This is a genomic window from Phaeodactylibacter xiamenensis (assembly GCF_965229835.1).
GTDB classification, from domain to species: domain Bacteria; phylum Bacteroidota; class Bacteroidia; order Chitinophagales; family Saprospiraceae; genus Phaeodactylibacter; species Phaeodactylibacter xiamenensis.
This window is the reverse complement of sequence record NZ_OZ245931.1, coordinates 484,050-498,808: the sequence shown is the minus strand read 5'-3', so window position 1 is coordinate 498,808 and position 14,759 is coordinate 484,050. Positions and strand designations below refer to the sequence as shown.

Annotated in this window: 15 protein-coding genes; 9 read left to right on the top strand and 6 right to left on the bottom strand. The window is 49.7% G+C overall.

Going from position 1 to position 14,759, the window contains the following annotated elements:
• Positions 1-2 precede the first annotated feature (2 nt).
• Positions 3-881: an efflux RND transporter periplasmic adaptor subunit gene (locus ACO08I_RS01790; RefSeq protein WP_421948284.1), complete on the bottom strand. Its 879-nt coding sequence runs from the start codon at positions 879-881 to the stop codon at positions 3-5.
• 368 nt (positions 882-1,249) lie between these two features.
• Here ACO08I_RS01790 and ACO08I_RS01785 point away from each other — a divergent pair, with 368 nt between their 5' ends.
• From ACO08I_RS01785 to ACO08I_RS01775, 3 genes are read left to right on the top strand one after another with little or no spacing between them, the layout of a single operon-like run.
• Entirely contained in the window at positions 1,250-2,224 is a 975-nt protein-coding gene (locus ACO08I_RS01785; RefSeq protein WP_421948283.1) for a cation diffusion facilitator family transporter, read from the top strand.
• Between the two features lie 26 nt (positions 2,225-2,250).
• Positions 2,251-3,360, top strand: coding sequence for a DNA replication/repair protein RecF (recF, locus tag ACO08I_RS01780; protein WP_282781836.1), 1,110 nt, complete (start codon positions 2,251-2,253; stop codon positions 3,358-3,360).
• The gene (locus ACO08I_RS01775) at positions 3,360-3,656 is read left to right on the top strand and encodes a DUF721 domain-containing protein (protein ID WP_044226303.1); all 297 of its coding nucleotides are present in this window, start codon (positions 3,360-3,362) and stop codon (positions 3,654-3,656) included. Before recF ends, ACO08I_RS01775 begins: the two co-directional genes overlap by 1 nt.
• Before the next feature lie 80 nt (positions 3,657-3,736).
• Here ACO08I_RS01775 and ACO08I_RS01770 read toward each other — a convergent pair whose 3' ends face one another.
• The gene (locus tag ACO08I_RS01770; RefSeq protein ID WP_421948282.1) at positions 3,737-5,422 is read right to left on the bottom strand and encodes a S8 family serine peptidase; all 1,686 of its coding nucleotides are present in this window, start codon (positions 5,420-5,422) and stop codon (positions 3,737-3,739) included.
• 241 nt (positions 5,423-5,663) lie between these two features.
• On the opposite strand from ACO08I_RS01770, the gene ACO08I_RS01765 reads away from it, so the two are divergent.
• Positions 5,664-6,524, top strand: coding sequence for an O-methyltransferase (locus ACO08I_RS01765; protein WP_421948281.1), 861 nt, complete (start codon positions 5,664-5,666; stop codon positions 6,522-6,524).
• Here the strand turns inward: ACO08I_RS01765 and ACO08I_RS01760 are convergent.
• On the bottom strand, positions 6,498-8,372 hold the full coding sequence (locus tag ACO08I_RS01760) for a gliding motility-associated C-terminal domain-containing protein (RefSeq protein ID WP_421948280.1): 1,875 nt from the start codon (positions 8,370-8,372) through the stop codon (positions 6,498-6,500). The genes ACO08I_RS01765 and ACO08I_RS01760 overlap by 27 nt on opposite strands.
• Before the next feature lie 125 nt (positions 8,373-8,497).
• Here ACO08I_RS01760 and rfaD point away from each other — a divergent pair, with 125 nt between their 5' ends.
• Positions 8,498-9,463 carry an ADP-glyceromanno-heptose 6-epimerase gene (gene rfaD, locus ACO08I_RS01755; protein ID WP_421948279.1) on the top strand — a complete coding sequence of 322 codons (966 nt, stop codon included), beginning with the start codon at positions 8,498-8,500 and terminating at the stop codon, positions 9,461-9,463.
• On the opposite strand, the gene ACO08I_RS01750 is transcribed toward rfaD, so the two are convergent.
• The 3 genes from ACO08I_RS01750 to ACO08I_RS01740 all read right to left on the bottom strand — a co-directional run bounded on the left by ACO08I_RS01750 (position 9,464) and on the right by ACO08I_RS01740 (position 12,128).
• On the bottom strand, positions 9,464-9,913 hold the full coding sequence (locus ACO08I_RS01750) for a hypothetical protein (RefSeq protein WP_421948278.1): 450 nt from the start codon (positions 9,911-9,913) through the stop codon (positions 9,464-9,466).
• A gap of 67 nt (positions 9,914-9,980) precedes the next feature.
• Positions 9,981-10,664: a uroporphyrinogen-III synthase gene (locus ACO08I_RS01745; protein WP_421948277.1), complete on the bottom strand. Its 684-nt coding sequence runs from the start codon at positions 10,662-10,664 to the stop codon at positions 9,981-9,983.
• A gap of 21 nt (positions 10,665-10,685) precedes the next feature.
• Complete coding sequence (locus ACO08I_RS01740) at positions 10,686-12,128, bottom strand: DASH family cryptochrome (protein ID WP_421948276.1); 1,443 nt, start codon at positions 12,126-12,128, stop codon at positions 10,686-10,688.
• A gap of 162 nt (positions 12,129-12,290) precedes the next feature.
• On the opposite strand from ACO08I_RS01740, the gene arfB reads away from it, so the two are divergent.
• The 4 genes from arfB to ACO08I_RS01720 are packed head-to-tail and all read left to right on the top strand — an operon-like array spanning position 12,291 to position 14,596.
• Positions 12,291-12,692, top strand: coding sequence for an alternative ribosome rescue aminoacyl-tRNA hydrolase ArfB (gene arfB / locus ACO08I_RS01735; RefSeq protein WP_282781821.1), 402 nt, complete (start codon positions 12,291-12,293; stop codon positions 12,690-12,692).
• Positions 12,693-12,723: 31 nt separating this feature from the next.
• Positions 12,724-13,590 carry a ChaN family lipoprotein gene (locus tag ACO08I_RS01730; protein ID WP_282781820.1) on the top strand — a complete coding sequence of 289 codons (867 nt, stop codon included), beginning with the start codon at positions 12,724-12,726 and terminating at the stop codon, positions 13,588-13,590.
• A gap of 6 nt (positions 13,591-13,596) precedes the next feature.
• Positions 13,597-14,223: an SCO family protein gene (locus tag ACO08I_RS01725; protein WP_421948275.1), complete on the top strand. Its 627-nt coding sequence runs from the start codon at positions 13,597-13,599 to the stop codon at positions 14,221-14,223.
• Positions 14,192-14,596 carry a c-type cytochrome gene (locus ACO08I_RS01720; RefSeq protein WP_282781816.1) on the top strand — a complete coding sequence of 135 codons (405 nt, stop codon included), beginning with the start codon at positions 14,192-14,194 and terminating at the stop codon, positions 14,594-14,596. The genes ACO08I_RS01725 and ACO08I_RS01720 overlap by 32 nt, the downstream gene beginning before the upstream one ends.
• Positions 14,597-14,759: the final 163 nt, after the last annotated feature.

Sequence of the window (14,759 nt, the reverse complement as noted above, 5' to 3'; positions counted from 1 at the left end):
GATTAAATTTCTGGTCTAAAGGTAAGCCTGTTATGTGGGGACAGGCAATTATTTCCTGCTGAACCGGAAAAAACCAGTACTGAACCCGGTCCATGTTGTGCGGCAACGGGTTCTTCCGCTACACTGCCGGGGCTCATCATACTCCTTCCGCCTCTGAGCTGTGCGGCAGCATCTATGGCAAATACACCGTTCACAGCGATCTCCTCTCCGGGGGCAAGCCCTTCTTCAATAGTGTAGACATCTCCAAGGGAAGGCCCTAAAACGACCGTTCGTGGCCTGAATACCGGTTGATTAAATGCCGAATCTCTAACATAGACCACGGACCGCTTTCCGGTCCACAGGATTGCCGATCGCGGCAGCAAAACCGGAGAATGGCCTGGGCCGGCACCTAATGCAACAGTACCTTCCATCAGCATTTCCGGCTTCAGGCGGTGGCCGGGGTTGGGTAATTCCACGCGCACCTCTATGGTGCGGGTATCCGGATCTACGACCGGGCTTATAAAAGAAATGGTGCCCCCAAAGCGTTCGCCGGGAAAAGCCTCTGTAGTTAGGTGAACCTGTCTGCCCAGCCTTATCGATGACAATTGAGTTTCGTACACTTCGAGGACAGCCCACAGCTTAGCAATCAGATCTTTGGAATAAATGGAAGCAATAGGTGCCCCCTTCTTCACATAAGCCGATGAGGGCACTTGCACAGACAAATCAGGTTCTCCCTTTACCTGTTCCTCAGTTAGCAACCGACCCTGAAGAGTGTGTACCGGGTTTTGCTGATGGGAAGTCATACCATCCCCGAAGCCCCAGAGCCATTGGTTCGGCATGCCTGACGTCAGATCGACAAACTGCATGAATAGTGGATTGTCAGGATTAACAGTATCATTCATGTTTTATAGCGTTTATTAACGCAAATTTTGTATGTCTCTGAATGGTCTTTTTCACCAGCTCTGCATCTCGTCCTCACCTTCGTAGCTACACGAAGAAAGGGAATTAAAGGACTCCCTTTCTGAAGTCGAGGTTCCGGGCGTTCTTTGATCTGGCAAAAAATACTCATCCATACCCTTTACAAAACTTACCTTAATAAACTCGCATGTATCTGGATTATAGTTCCGATTTAGGCTCTAACCTAATTGAAATCAGGTACATTTGCGTGCCCGACTACCCTGAACGGGAAAAAATGCCCACTGAACGGGAAGACGCCCGGGAATGTTCCTATTAGCAAACCTCGTGCAAAAGCCTGAAGAACCTACTAAAAATGCAAAACCGCACTGCTCAGCGCATAGCGTTATTTGTTGGCATAGGCCTGATGGCGCTCAAATTCCTAGCTTGGTGGATTACCAACTCCAATGCGATTTTAACCGATGCACTGGAGAGTATCATTAATGTGGTAGCCGCCAGTTTTGGGTTATACAGTATCTGGCTTTCCGCCATGCCACGGGACGAGAATCACCCTTACGGGCACGGAAAAATTGAATTCATCTCTGCCGGCTTTGAAGGCGCACTAATCCTGCTTGCCGGGCTAAGCATCATGGGCAAAGCGGGGTACAACCTGCTTTACCCTCAGCCTATTGGGAAACTGGACCTGGGTTTGATCCTGACTGCTGTTGCCGGGGCGATTAACTTTGGCCTGGGCTATTATCTGCAACGACTAGGGCGCAAACAGCACTCCCTTATCCTCACCGCAAGCGGGGCACACCTCAAATCAGACGCCTATTCCTCAGTAGGGTTGGTAGTTGGGCTGGGGTTAGTTATACTGACAGACCTGCCCTTGCTGGATAACATAATTGCTATTTTCTTTGGAGGTGTCATACTCTTTACGGGCTTCAAACTTGTGCGTACATCCATAGCGGGTATTATGGACGAGGCTGACGATCACCTGATCCGGGAGATGGTACAGGCTCTGCAGGCCGAACGCCGCCGGCAGTGGATTGATGTGCATAACTTCCGAGTGATCAAATACGGCGCTACCCTGCATATCGACTGCCATATGACGCTGCCCTGGTACTTTACCACCCGGCAGAACTTCCAGGAAGTTAAAGCCTTTGAGCGACTGATGATGGCGCATACGGAGCGCCCGGTGGAGCTTTTCGTCCACATCGACCCCTGCGACCCTCCTGAAAATTGCCGGTTATGCCCTGTCAGAGACTGCCCGGAACGGAAGGCTCCTCAGGAAGAGCGGCTCGACTGGACCCTGGATAACATCAAGGAGAACCAAAAGCACCGAATTTAAATTATCTTTGCAGCAAAAATCTGCCCTTGCGACTGACCTCTTTCAAGCTGACGCAATTTAAGAACTACGATTTCCAGTCTGTGACTTGTGATGCCCCTTTGGTTTGCTTTATTGGCGCGAACGGTATGGGCAAAACCAATCTGCTTGATGCCGTTTATTATCTCTGCATGGGCAAGAGTTATTTCAATGCGCCTGATAACCTCATTGCTAATCACGATAGCGATTTTTTTCGCCTGGAAGGGCAGTTCGAGGTCAATGGCTCACGGGAGCACATAGTAGCGAAAGTCATCCCCCGCAAGAAAAAAGAGCTCGAACGCAACCGCATCCCCTACCCCCGCCTCTCAGAGCACGTGGGCCTGCTACCGGTGGTCATGATCGCCCCTGATGATACATACCTGGTCAGTGAAGGCAGCGAGGCACGACGGAGTTTCCTCGACAATACGCTTTCGCAAATTGACCAGGGCTACCTGGGCCAACTCATCCTGTACAATAAGCTCCTTCAGCAGCGCAATGCCCTGCTCAAACAATTTGGCGAAAGCCGTACCTACAATGCAGCGATGATAGAGGTGTACAACATGCAAATGCTGGAGCCCGCCAGGTTGCTACATGAAACCAGGGCCGGATTCATGGAACAGTTCCGCCCTATTCTCCAGGAAGCATACACTCAGATATCCGGCGCAGCAGAAACAGTAGACTGTACTTATCGCTCAAAGCTGTCTGATACTCCCTTTGAGGCGCTGCTGAATGAAGCTGCCGAAAAAGACCGCCTGCTGCAACGCACCACTGTAGGCCCTCACCGTGATGACCTGGTGTTCACCATTTCAGGTTATCCGCTTAAGCGGTTTGCCTCACAGGGGCAGCTTAAATCCTTTGTCCTCTCTGTCAAGCTGGCGCAATACCAAATACTGGCGCAAAAGAAAAAAACCTTCCCTATTCTTCTACTGGATGATATTTTCGATAAATTGGACCGGCAACGGGTACAGCATTTGCTCCACCTGCTGCAATCGCAAACCTTCGGGCAGGTCTTTATTACGGACACAGAGCAGGACCGGCTCGCAGGTATTATTCAACAAACGGGGCAGCACTTCCTGGTCTATGAAATTCAGGATGGGACCGTTAACCAAATAACTCCCTGATGGACAACCGTGGCAACAATCAGACGACTTTAAAGGAAGCCCTCAAAGCAATGCTTGAGCACTACAAGCTCAAGGGCAAACTCAACCAGAGCCGCATAAGGCATCAATGGGAAGAAATGATGGGGCCCTCTATTGCTAACTACACGAGAGACATCAAACTCTACCAGGGCAAGCTATTCATTATTATTGATTCGGCACCGCTTCGGCAAGAGCTGTCGTATGGAAAAGAAAAAATCAAGCGGCTGCTGAATGAGCAGTTGGGCGAGGAAGCGATTCAGGAAGTCATTATCCGCTGATCATTACTGCCACCAATACAAAACCGCCCGGTAAATTAAGTTTCACCGGGCGGTTTTGATTTAGGATTTAAACCCGAGCCTTACGGGCGTACGGAGTTGCTATCCTCTTTGTCTTTCTTGGCATTCGAAGCACCGCTATTATTACGGCTCACCCCTTTCTTTTTGCCTTTAGTCTGTTCGGCCAGCTTAACCGCTTCGTAAGCATTGACGATACCGCCGGTTACGCTAAGGGTGGAGAAGGAAACCATATCTTCTTTGGAGCCCGGCTTCTTCACCTTCGTACGGTCCTTCACCGCTGACTGCATCAGGATACTTTTCACCTGTTCTGCGGTCAGGTCCGGATAGTAGGAACGGAGCATTGCCGCAACACCTGCCACTACCGGAGCCGCCATGCTTGTACCTTGCAGGTCCTCGTAGCCATTATCCGGCGTAGTGGAATAGATGGACATACCCGGTGCGAAAAGATCCACATACTCAGGGCTGTAGTTGGAGAATGGAGCGGCGAGGACTTCTCCCGTTTTCCAGTTGAGGGCACCCACTTCGATCCAGTTATCGGCGTACTTTGAACCGAAAAGGTTCAGGAAGCCACGCTTCTCAAAACGGTCTGTTGGGAAGTTGTTTTCGTTGGTCACTTCCTTACCATCATTGCCGGCTGCATGAACGAGGAGCACATCGTTCTTGAGGGCATAGCGTACCGCCTCGTCTACGACGTCCTTACGTGGAGAAGCGCCCTTGCCAAAGCTCATGTTGATGACGGAGGCGCCATTGTCAACCGCATAAACGATAGCTGCTGCCACGTCTTTATCGCGCTCATCTCCGTCAGGTACAGTACGGATAGACATGATCTTGACGTTATTGGCTACACCCTTCATACCCAGGTTATTATCTCGCTCTGCAGCGATAATGCCGGCTACGTGCGTACCGTGAAGTGCATCCGGGCCACGGACATCACCGTTGCCATAATCACGGTCATAAGGATCCTCATAGTTATCGGCGATTAACGGGCGGGGATTGAAATCCGGGTTGTAGTGGTATTCGTACTGTCCCTGCAGGTATTCAGCATAACCGTTCAGATCTTTTTTGATTTCCTCAAAAGTCTGTCCCTTCGCCATGAGCGATTTGGCGATTTGCACCGCATAGCCCACCATTGGATCAGAAGTGTCCAGCCCATCCAGGTCTTCGGCGGAAATTTCTTTCTTGCCAACTTCCTTTTCGAGCTTATCCAGGGCTTCAGCGATCGCAGCGTAAGTCCCGGCATTCTCTTCCAGGCTCTTCTGCTTGTCCTCTACAACTTTCTTGTACTCCTCATACTTGGCAAAAAGGGCTTTTTCCTTTTTGGAGAGGTCTTCGGGGTCTTTGCCCTCAAACATCTCTCCATATTTTTTGTACAGACGGGTTACTTCCAGGTTATCGTGCTCAATGTTTTCGCCGCTTTTGTTGCCCAGGAAATTCCAGCCATGGATATCGTCTACGTATCCGTTGTTATCATCATCTTTTCCATTGCCGGGAATCTCATCGACATTCACCCACATCACATCATCGAGGTCTTCGTGCTCGTAGTCCACACCGGAATCAATGACGGCCACAACGACTTCCTGTCCTTTTTTGCCTTTGAGCAATTCCTGATAGGCTTTTTCTGTGCTTACGCCCGGCACTCCTTCGGATGGGTCCAGGTTAAACCAGTTTTCCGGCGCTTTGTCCTGCGCTGTAAGGGCTACCGCACCCATCAAAAACAGGTAGAGCCCGATCCATTTCTTGTTCAACATCTATTCGCTTGTTTAATAATTTTAATCAATCAGCTTGTACTTGCAAAAGTAGCATTGTTCACCTGCAAAACAGGGTAAAAAATTGCCATTTTAGCGGTCAGCCAATAATTCTGCAAAGGTAGGATTTCTGGTGAATTTCTCATTTTCTAAACGGGCTAAACCCCAAAATGGGTGAATTAGCCATCTGATTTTTGGGGTTTTAGCCTGGCTTTAACCAAAAAGCAGTATTTTCCGCCGCTGTATGAAGTGGATAAAACTGTATTTCCGGTTGGTGCTGCGATATCTGCAGTATTTTCTCAGCGCGCGTACCCGTTACGATGTGCATGCGCCATTTGCCTATGAGCTGGCGGAGCATGTCCTGGAAGACAATCGGCGCTTCTATGCTTTCCAGGACATTGAATTGCTGCGCCGCGGGCTGTTGAAGAATCAGTATTCGGTCCAAATCCAGGATCATGGTGCAGGCTCTTTGGTGAGTTCCGGTTCTGTGCGGCAGGTCAGAAGCCTTGCACGCTACAGTGCCATCAGCCCGGGCTCCGGTGCCCTGTTATTCCGGCTGGTGCAGTTCATGAAGCCTCAAAAAATGCTTGAACTGGGCACTTCTCTCGGTTTATCCGCAGCCTATCAATCACTGGCAGCCCGTAATGCTGAGATGATCAGTATAGAAGGATGCCCACAAACCGCCGCCCTGGCCCGTCAAAATCTGGCCAAGCTGGATGTCCGAAATGTTACCCTTTTGGTGGGGATATTTGAGCAGCAACTCCCCCAGGCTTTGCAACAGCTGGAAAGCCTGGACTATCTTTTCATCGATGGGGACCACCGGAAAGGGGCAAGTTTAGCCTACTTTGAAACCTGCCTGCCTTATCTGAATGAGCATAGCGTGGTCGTCCTGGCTGACATCCACTGGTCCGATGGGATGGAATCAGCCTGGCAAATATTACAAAAGCACGAAAGTGTCCGCCTTTCAGTGGACTTATTTCATTTCGGGCTTTTATTCTTCCGGCCTGAAATCAAGGTTAAATCCAGCCTCCCTCTGATAAAGGCTAAGTACAAACCCTGGCGCATGGGCTTCTTCCCACTATCTGATCAGGCGCACACTGCCTGAGTATTCCTTTACCAAACCGTCAAGAAACACGACCTTTGCCACATAAGTGTACTGCCCCGCCGGCATGGGCTTTCCATTTTTAGTGCCATCCCAGCCATCGCGGGAAGTCTGAGGCAGATAATCCTGCTTTTCATAAACCAGCCCACCCCACCGGTCAAAAATCTGCAAGCTGGCAACAGATTGTACGTTAGGTACGCTGATAAATGGCCGGAAGGTATCATTGCGGCCGTCATTATTGGGGGAAAATGCCGTAGGCAGATAGACCCTGCGCACGTCTTCGAAGGCAATGACTATGGAGTCGGAAGCAGAGCAGCCACCTGCCTGCATGACTTCATACAGGACCGTCATACCATTCAAAGGAAAGAATTGAATGGTATGGCAGTCCGCATCCTGGCAATCATAGTCAATAGGAAGGCTCCATAATGCATTGTCTACAGACTGATTGACCTGAGCCTCCACAACAGCAGCTTCTCCCAGGTCTACACTTTGCGGACCGAACAAGTCTACCACCAGCGGTAAAGGGCTGAGAACAGCAACGGTATCTTCCAAAGTGCACCCAAAGCGGTCCGTAATGCGCACTCGGAATTCGCCGGGGGGTAGTCCCGAAAAGCTGCCATCCGGCCCGGGTATTGAGCCTTGTCCAATCAGTTCAATGGACACCGGGAAAAAAGCATTTTCCACTCCAGCTACAGTAACCATACCATCATCCGTATCAGCACAGGAGGTCGTGTCCCCGATAATCGTTGCGGTAATCAGAGGGTCAGGTACCATTTCCAAATTTAGGGTAACGATGCTGTCACAGCCGATTGAGGACTGCAGGGAATCTACATAAGTCCCGGCTTCTGTGAGCACTTCCTGACTGAAGGTATAAGCCCCGCCCTGGCAAAGGGTATCCGAGATAGTAAAAAACTTGGGCTGTACATACACCACTTTAATATTGGAAATGATTCTGCATCTGGAATTTTCCAGATTGCCGGGAGAGTTGGCCACCAAAAAGCGGTAGTAGTAATAGCCCCCTGACAGCTCTGTATGCATGATGGTCTCAGTATTGCCACCGGGGACATCCTCCCAGGTTTGTCCTTCATCGTAGCTGATTTGCCATTTGACAGCCGGGTTATCGTATTGATCGCCGGCTACGGTTGCATTTAGAGGAATAGGGCTGCCATCTTCACATATGTTTTCAATTTCTTCCGGAAGGATGAAGGCTTCAGGACCGCAGGGGCGAAATGCGATATTATCCAGCGCAAGGTCATTGCCAATACCGCCGGGAGCATTATTACGAAGCGTTAGGGTGACCGCTGTCTGCCCGGGCTCTGTCGTAAAGGTAAAGCCGTAAGTCTCCCAGGTTTCGTTTTGTGGCAGGGCGCCTGTAGTATACCGGACCTCACCATCGATCAGGAACGATACGTTGGGGCGGATATGGTCTGGTACAGATGACCGGATCAGATTGATCATGTCTGCTGAAAACTCATATAATGTATTTTCACACAATCCATCCACCTGCTGCTCATAGAATACGCCCTCCTCGAAACTCGCATTCACCACCATCATGTAACCGTTAGGGTCTGTGCTGTTATCTCCAATAGGGAGCCAGCTATCCCAAAGCGGCCATGGGGCGGTATGGTTGGTAATGGTGTAAAAGCCATCATTAGGCGGGGGGGATGTAGAGTAAAGGTAACCTGGAGCAATACCGGGGTTAACGGGCAGGAAATTAGCTGCGCCACTGCCAAAGTCGCCAGCTTCAAAAATATTCTCACCCAGGTTGCCCCCACAGGTATCCTGGGCACTGAGCCCGAACATACAACTCATCATAAAAAAGCATAATAGCAATTGGCAGCGGGCGCTCATAGATTTACATTTTGATTTTAGAGACTGAAGATAGCGCATTTATGGAAGAACTTGTCTCCCACTACCCGCAGAACAGCGGGCACACGACGGAAAATATCTTTATATTCGCGCAAAATGAAAGTATTATGATCGTAATAACCGGCGCAGCGGGTTTTATTGGCAGCTGCCTCGCCCGTCACCTCAATGACCTCGGCTACGAAGATCTTGTTTTGGTGGATGATTTCAGCCGTGCAGATAAAAACCGTAACCTGGAGGGGAAGGTTTTTTCCGAAAAAATTCACCGTAATGACTTTCCGGCCTGGCTTTGGGAGAAGTACTATTTTGTAGACGCTATTTTCCACATCGGTGCCCGTACGGACACCACCGAGCAGGACTGGGAGATCTTCCTGGAACTCAACCTCGACTATACTAAGACGCTTTGGACGCTTTGTGCACAGCACCAAATCCCCTTCATTTACGCCTCAAGTGCTGCTACGTACGGACTGGGCGGGCAGGGCTATGACGACCGCCACGACGTAGTCAATAGTCTTAAGCCTCTCAATCCCTACGGTGACTCTAAAAACGAGTTCGACAAGTGGGCCCTGCAACAGGAGGCACAGCCGCCACACTGGTACGGACTGAAATTCTTCAACGTTTATGGCCCTAATGAGTACCACAAAGGCCGAATGGCGTCCGTTATCTTCCATACCAGCCGCCAAATCAAGTCTACCGGGCAGATGAAGCTGTTCCGTTCGCACCGGGCTGACTACGAGGATGGGCAGCAGCAGCGCGATTTTATCTATGTGAAAGATGTACTTAAGGTCATGTACTGGCTTTATCACCACAAGCCGGAAAGCGGTCTCTACAACCTGGGTACCGGACAAGCGCGGTCGTTCCGGGATTTAGCTGTTAACACTTTTAAGGCACTGGGCCAGGAGCCTAAAATCAGCTTCATTGATACACCCGAGGATATTCGGGACACTTATCAGTACTTCACCGAAGCCAACATGGCAAAGCTTCGGCAGGCAGGCTACAAGGATGATTTCCACACCCTTGAAGCAGGTATCGAGGATTACGTCAGGGAATACTTATCGGAAGAAAAAATTTACTGATTATCTGGGCCTGGGGATGTTATTGAGCCCTGCATAATAAATAAGGTACCAACCATCCTCCAGCCGGGAGAAACGCCGCTCAATCTGAAGATTGTACTCCGGTTGTACCAGTTTTTCGATGATCAGGTCTTTGCTCACCGGGATCAGCTCCCGCTTGAAGTTGGAGCTTTCCAGGTTCAGGGGACGTTGCAGTGTCCAGGTATCCGGTGTCCAGCGGTATAGACCCGAAGCAATCAGGGCGCTATCGGCTTCTCTGGGCAAACCGGGCAAAGGGAAGAGAATGCGCTCCATCTGAAAAGCAGAATCCTGGTGAAAGCGATCGTAAAACGCCGCGAACTCCTGATAGGGCCGCGCCTGACCCTCTTTTCCCGTTGAAGTATCGGCAGATTGATCGGTGCCGCAGGAAATACTGCCTATTGCCAACAGGACAAGAAGTAAGAATCGGTTCATAAGCTACATCTGATTTAAAAGGAGAACGAAGGTAGCCAAATTCTCATTTTGCTCAAGGGGTCTTATTTTACTCGCCCGCCAGGCAATGCAGTACCGCCTGTGCCAGTGCCTCCTCATTAGGTGCGGAAGCCAGCACAGGTTCCTTCCCGAAGCTGCGGCAGGCTGATGCCGTTGGGTTGCCGATTGCAACGAGCTGTTGCCCTGGCAGTATTTCATACCGGCTCAGATAAGCTTTTGCATTGAGGGGGCTGGTAAAGACAAGCACTTCCGGGCAGCGAAGCGGAAAGTCCGCAGCTGGCCGGTTATCATAAACGATGATGCCTGTACTCTTAATGATGGAGCCCAGCTTTTTTTGTACGGATTGCCTGGAATGGCGCGCCTGAGGAAAAAGGACCCGTTGCCCATTTGCCGCCTCCGCAAAGGCATCAGCCGTGGTTTCAGGCTCGCCAGTACCTGTAAAAGCTACTTGATAGCCCATATCTGTAACTGCCTGAGCGGTGGAGGGGCCAATACAGCCCAAACGCACCTCCGGAGACAAAGGGTGGGGCAAATTGCCCAGGAAAAATCGGACCGCACGCGGGCTGTAGAAGAACACCCAGTCCGCATCTGGCACCACGCCGAAAGGTACTGGTTTAAAGTGGACCAAAGACTCTCCTTCCACCCCTACACCATGTGCCTCCAGAATGAGCCGGAAAGCACTCTGAGCCTGAAGGTTACGGGAGATGTAGGCGGATCTGCGTTGTAGCTTCATGCCCGCAAAAATAGCCAATGATCAGCGAACGCGCCAACGGTCCGTTGAAATGACTGCAATGGGATAGTCTGCCCCAATTTGTAAATGGAGTTGATCCTGCTCATCCGAAGAAAGCAAATCGGGCTGATGTATCATTTCTGAAGGGACACCTGCCAGTTGGGGCAGCCACTTTTTGACGTATTCTCCCTTTGGGTCATATTTCATGGCCTGAGAGATGATATTGTAGTGTTTATCCTCTCTTGGATCAGCGCTGATACCTGCGGCATAGTTCCAGTTCATCCAGTTGCTGGTCACATCATAATCAATAAGGACAGACTCAAAATATTCCGCTCCCATTTGCCAGTTGACCATCAGGTCTTTGACCAGAAAGCTCGATACGTTTTTACGGCCCCGGTTGGACATGTAGCCTGTCGTGGCAATCTCTACCATATTGGCATCGATAAAAGGCACTCCGGTTGCTCCGTCTATCCAGCGTTGCAACAGCCGCTCATCATCACGCCAGCGTGGGTCTGCCATTTCACTAATCCCTTTTTTTTCAAATACTTTGAACCCATGCTTCTTCACCATTAAACGAAGGAAGTCACGCATAAGTAAGCTATGAAACAAGCTTTGTACAGACTCCGATGCTCCCCGCTGCTGCTCATAAGCCCTAAGGTGGTGGTAAACCATTTTGGGAGAAAGGCATCCCTGAGCCAGCCATGCTGAGAAACGGGAAGAATGGCCTGCTTTGCTTACGCCGCAATGAGTGTGCGCGTACTCCTGAACGGTTTCCTGTTCCCAAATATACCGATGAAGGTACTCAAGCCCTGCTTCTTCTCCGCCTTTCCAAACGAAACCCTCCCGGTCATTCGAAACAAAGGAGACATGCCCGAGGTCTTCAAGGGCAGGAATTTCACCTTCTTCGAGCTTGACCATAATAGGCGCCATCTCTTCCGGGGCAGGCAGTGGTTCACGTATGGGCACATAGCGCTCCACCTCCTTTCTGAACTGTGAAAAACTATCAGGAGTATGAGTGATCGGGAACGGTAAGTCAGCAGTATAATAAAGCATCTTGCCTCTGGAAAACCGAATTTCCTGGCCGATCGTCCATAGTTTTTGTTCCAGGGTGTCCTGAACATAGACTTCATCCGGGGTGCGTTCCCGGTTACAAAACACCCAATTGGTTTTAATTTTTTGAGCGAGTTCAAAAATTTCTTCTTCCGGCTTACCCACTCTCACAATAAGGTTGCTACCGATAGCCTGAAGAGCCTCCCGTAAGTTCTGTACGCTTTCTATGATAAACTGTGCCCGGAATTTACCGGTTTTGGGGAAGCCAAAACGATCTGTTTTGCCAAGGAAAGTACGTTCGTCAAATACATAAACAGGGATAACTTCATCCAGAGAGTTAATGGCGTCATGAAGTGCTTCATTATCGTGGAGCCTCAAGTCTTGCCGGAACCATACAATGCCCCTTTTTGTGTACATAGGCTGTTGGAGGTTAATTGTTTCAAAAATCTTTGAAAGGCAACACGGGAGCCAAACAATGGTTGTGAGATTTTAGTCATTTTGATGTGCATTTATCCGGATGAACTAATCTGCCTGCCCTTTCGTTGCAGTCATGGAAAAAGCACAGAACCGCATTCTGCAATGGATCAGCAACAATTAGAAAAAGAACTGAATTTTTTGACCTCCCGAAGCTCCGGCAGCGGCGGGCAGCATGTCAACAAAACGGAGACGAAGGTTGAAGCCCGTTTTGAGGTGGATGCCTCTTCTGCTCTTTCACCAGCTGAAAAGCGCAAAGTCCACAGCGCTCTGAGTAACCGCATCAGCAAGGAGGGCATTCTCGCTGTGAGTTCGGACAGCCGGCGATCCCAGGTACTCAACCGGGGCGCTGCCGTTAAGAAGCTGCTCCGGCTGGTCAAGAAAGCCCTGCGTGCCCGCAAGCGCCGAAAAGGGCCACAGCCTCTGAAAGCCAACCCTCAGAAGCGCCTCGAACGAAAGCGCCAACAATCTGAGAAGAAAGCCCTAAGGGGAAAAATTAAAATTTAACCTACTTTTGCGGCAGACTAAATACATTCGCATGCGCTACGGATTACTTCTGATTGCATTCCTGGCTATCACTAACCTATACGCCCAGGACAAACCCAATTACCGGATTTTTGACAAAAAAGGGAACCCGGCAACCTTTGAAGACCTCCTGAAGGATAGCCGAAAGTCTGACATCATTTTCTTCGGAGAGCTCCATAATAACCCTATCGCGCACTGGCTGCAGTATGAGCTGACGGCTTCCCTGCATTCGACAATAAAAGGTGATCTGGCACTCGGAGCAGAAATGTTTGAAGCGGACAACCAGTTGCTGCTCGATGAATACCTTTCCGGAACCATCAAGGAAAAGACCTTTGAGGAAGAAGCCCGGGTCTGGAATAACTATGCCACTGATTATAAGCCGTTAGTGGAATTCGCGAAAGCCAATAACTTATCCTTCACAGCCACCAACATCCCGCGGCGCTATGCAAGCCTGGTATTCAAAGGTGGTTTTGAAAGCCTGGATGATTTGCAGGAGGCTGCGAAAAGCTATGTCGCTCCCCTGCCTGTAAAGTATGATGCCAGCCTTCCTGGTTATCAGAAGATGGTAGAAATGATGGGCGGTCACGGTGGCGGCTCTGACAACTTCCCAAAGGCGCAGGCAATCAAGGATGCAACGATGGCTTACTTTATCAGTGAAAACCTGCCGGAAAAAGGGGTGTTTATTCATTATAACGGGTCCTACCATTCTGACAATTATGAAGGTATTGTGTGGTACCTGCAAAACGACTACGCCCCTAAAGCCAAAATAACGACCATTACTACTGTGGAGCAGAGCGATTTGTCCGCTATTGACGAAGAGCATGCAGGCAAAGCGGATTTCACCATTGTCGTTATTGATACGATGACCAAAACTTACTAAATATCTATGCCGTTAAGGTTGCTGCCCTTCTTACTCGTCGTTTTTGCCACACTAAGTTGTGAGCAGAAAGATACGTTGCCCATACTCAGCAAAACCGAAAATGCAGAGGGGCAAACGGTCTATAAAGTCATACCTGATTTCACCTTTATCAATCAGGATAGTCAGCTGGTAACGCCAGCTACTTTTGAAGGCAAGGCCTATATCGCTGATTTTTTCTTTACTTCCTGTCCGACGATATGCCCCATCATGAGCCAAAATATGCTTGGGCTTTATGAGGCTTACGCTGACGAACCACGCCTGGCTTTCCTTTCGCATACTATTGACCCGGTCCGGGATACAGTAGCCATGCTGAAACACTACGCCACCAACCTTGGCGTGGAAGACCAGCGCTGGCATTTCGTTACCGGGCCCAAAGACAGCCTGTATGCTATTGCTGATGATTACTTCAATGTAGTAGTGGAAGACCCTACCCTTCCCGATGGTTTTGACCACAGCGGCAGGTTTGTTCTGATAGACCCCCGTGGCTACATCCGGTCTTACTGCAACGGCACACAGCCAAATGAAGTCGAGGCTTTTAAAAAAGACATAGAAAACTTACTCCATGAAATGGAAAACCCCGATACTGCTCATTAGCCTTTTCAGCCTTTTGATATGGATTAGCTGCCGGGATGACCCCTACAAGCAGGGGCGGATTTTGTACCAGAATTTTTGCGCGAGCTGCCATATGGATGATGGCAGTGGCCTGCAAGGCGTGATGCCTCCTCTTGCAAATGCTGATTATGTAGCCGAAAACCAGGACCGGCTGGCCTGTATTATCCGCTACGGTATGGAAGGGCCTGTTGTCGTCAACGATACCACCTACAACCAACAAATGGCCGGCATTCCTCAACTTACTGACTTTGAGGTCACTAACATCATCAATTACATCAACCATTCCTGGGGCAATGACTACGGCTATATGCCCTATGCTGATGTTAAGGCAACACTGGAAGAATGCAAGCCTTAAGTCACTAAAACTGTTTTTGCCAGCCGCGCACTCTTTTATTTTCGTGGGAATTGCTACTTTAGGGTTTACAAAATTGAATTCCTAAACAAACGATTCACACCTCATTGATCTTCAGCGTTTTAAAGATTTTGAGGTTTGTCTTTTAACCGTCTAGCAGTTCCTT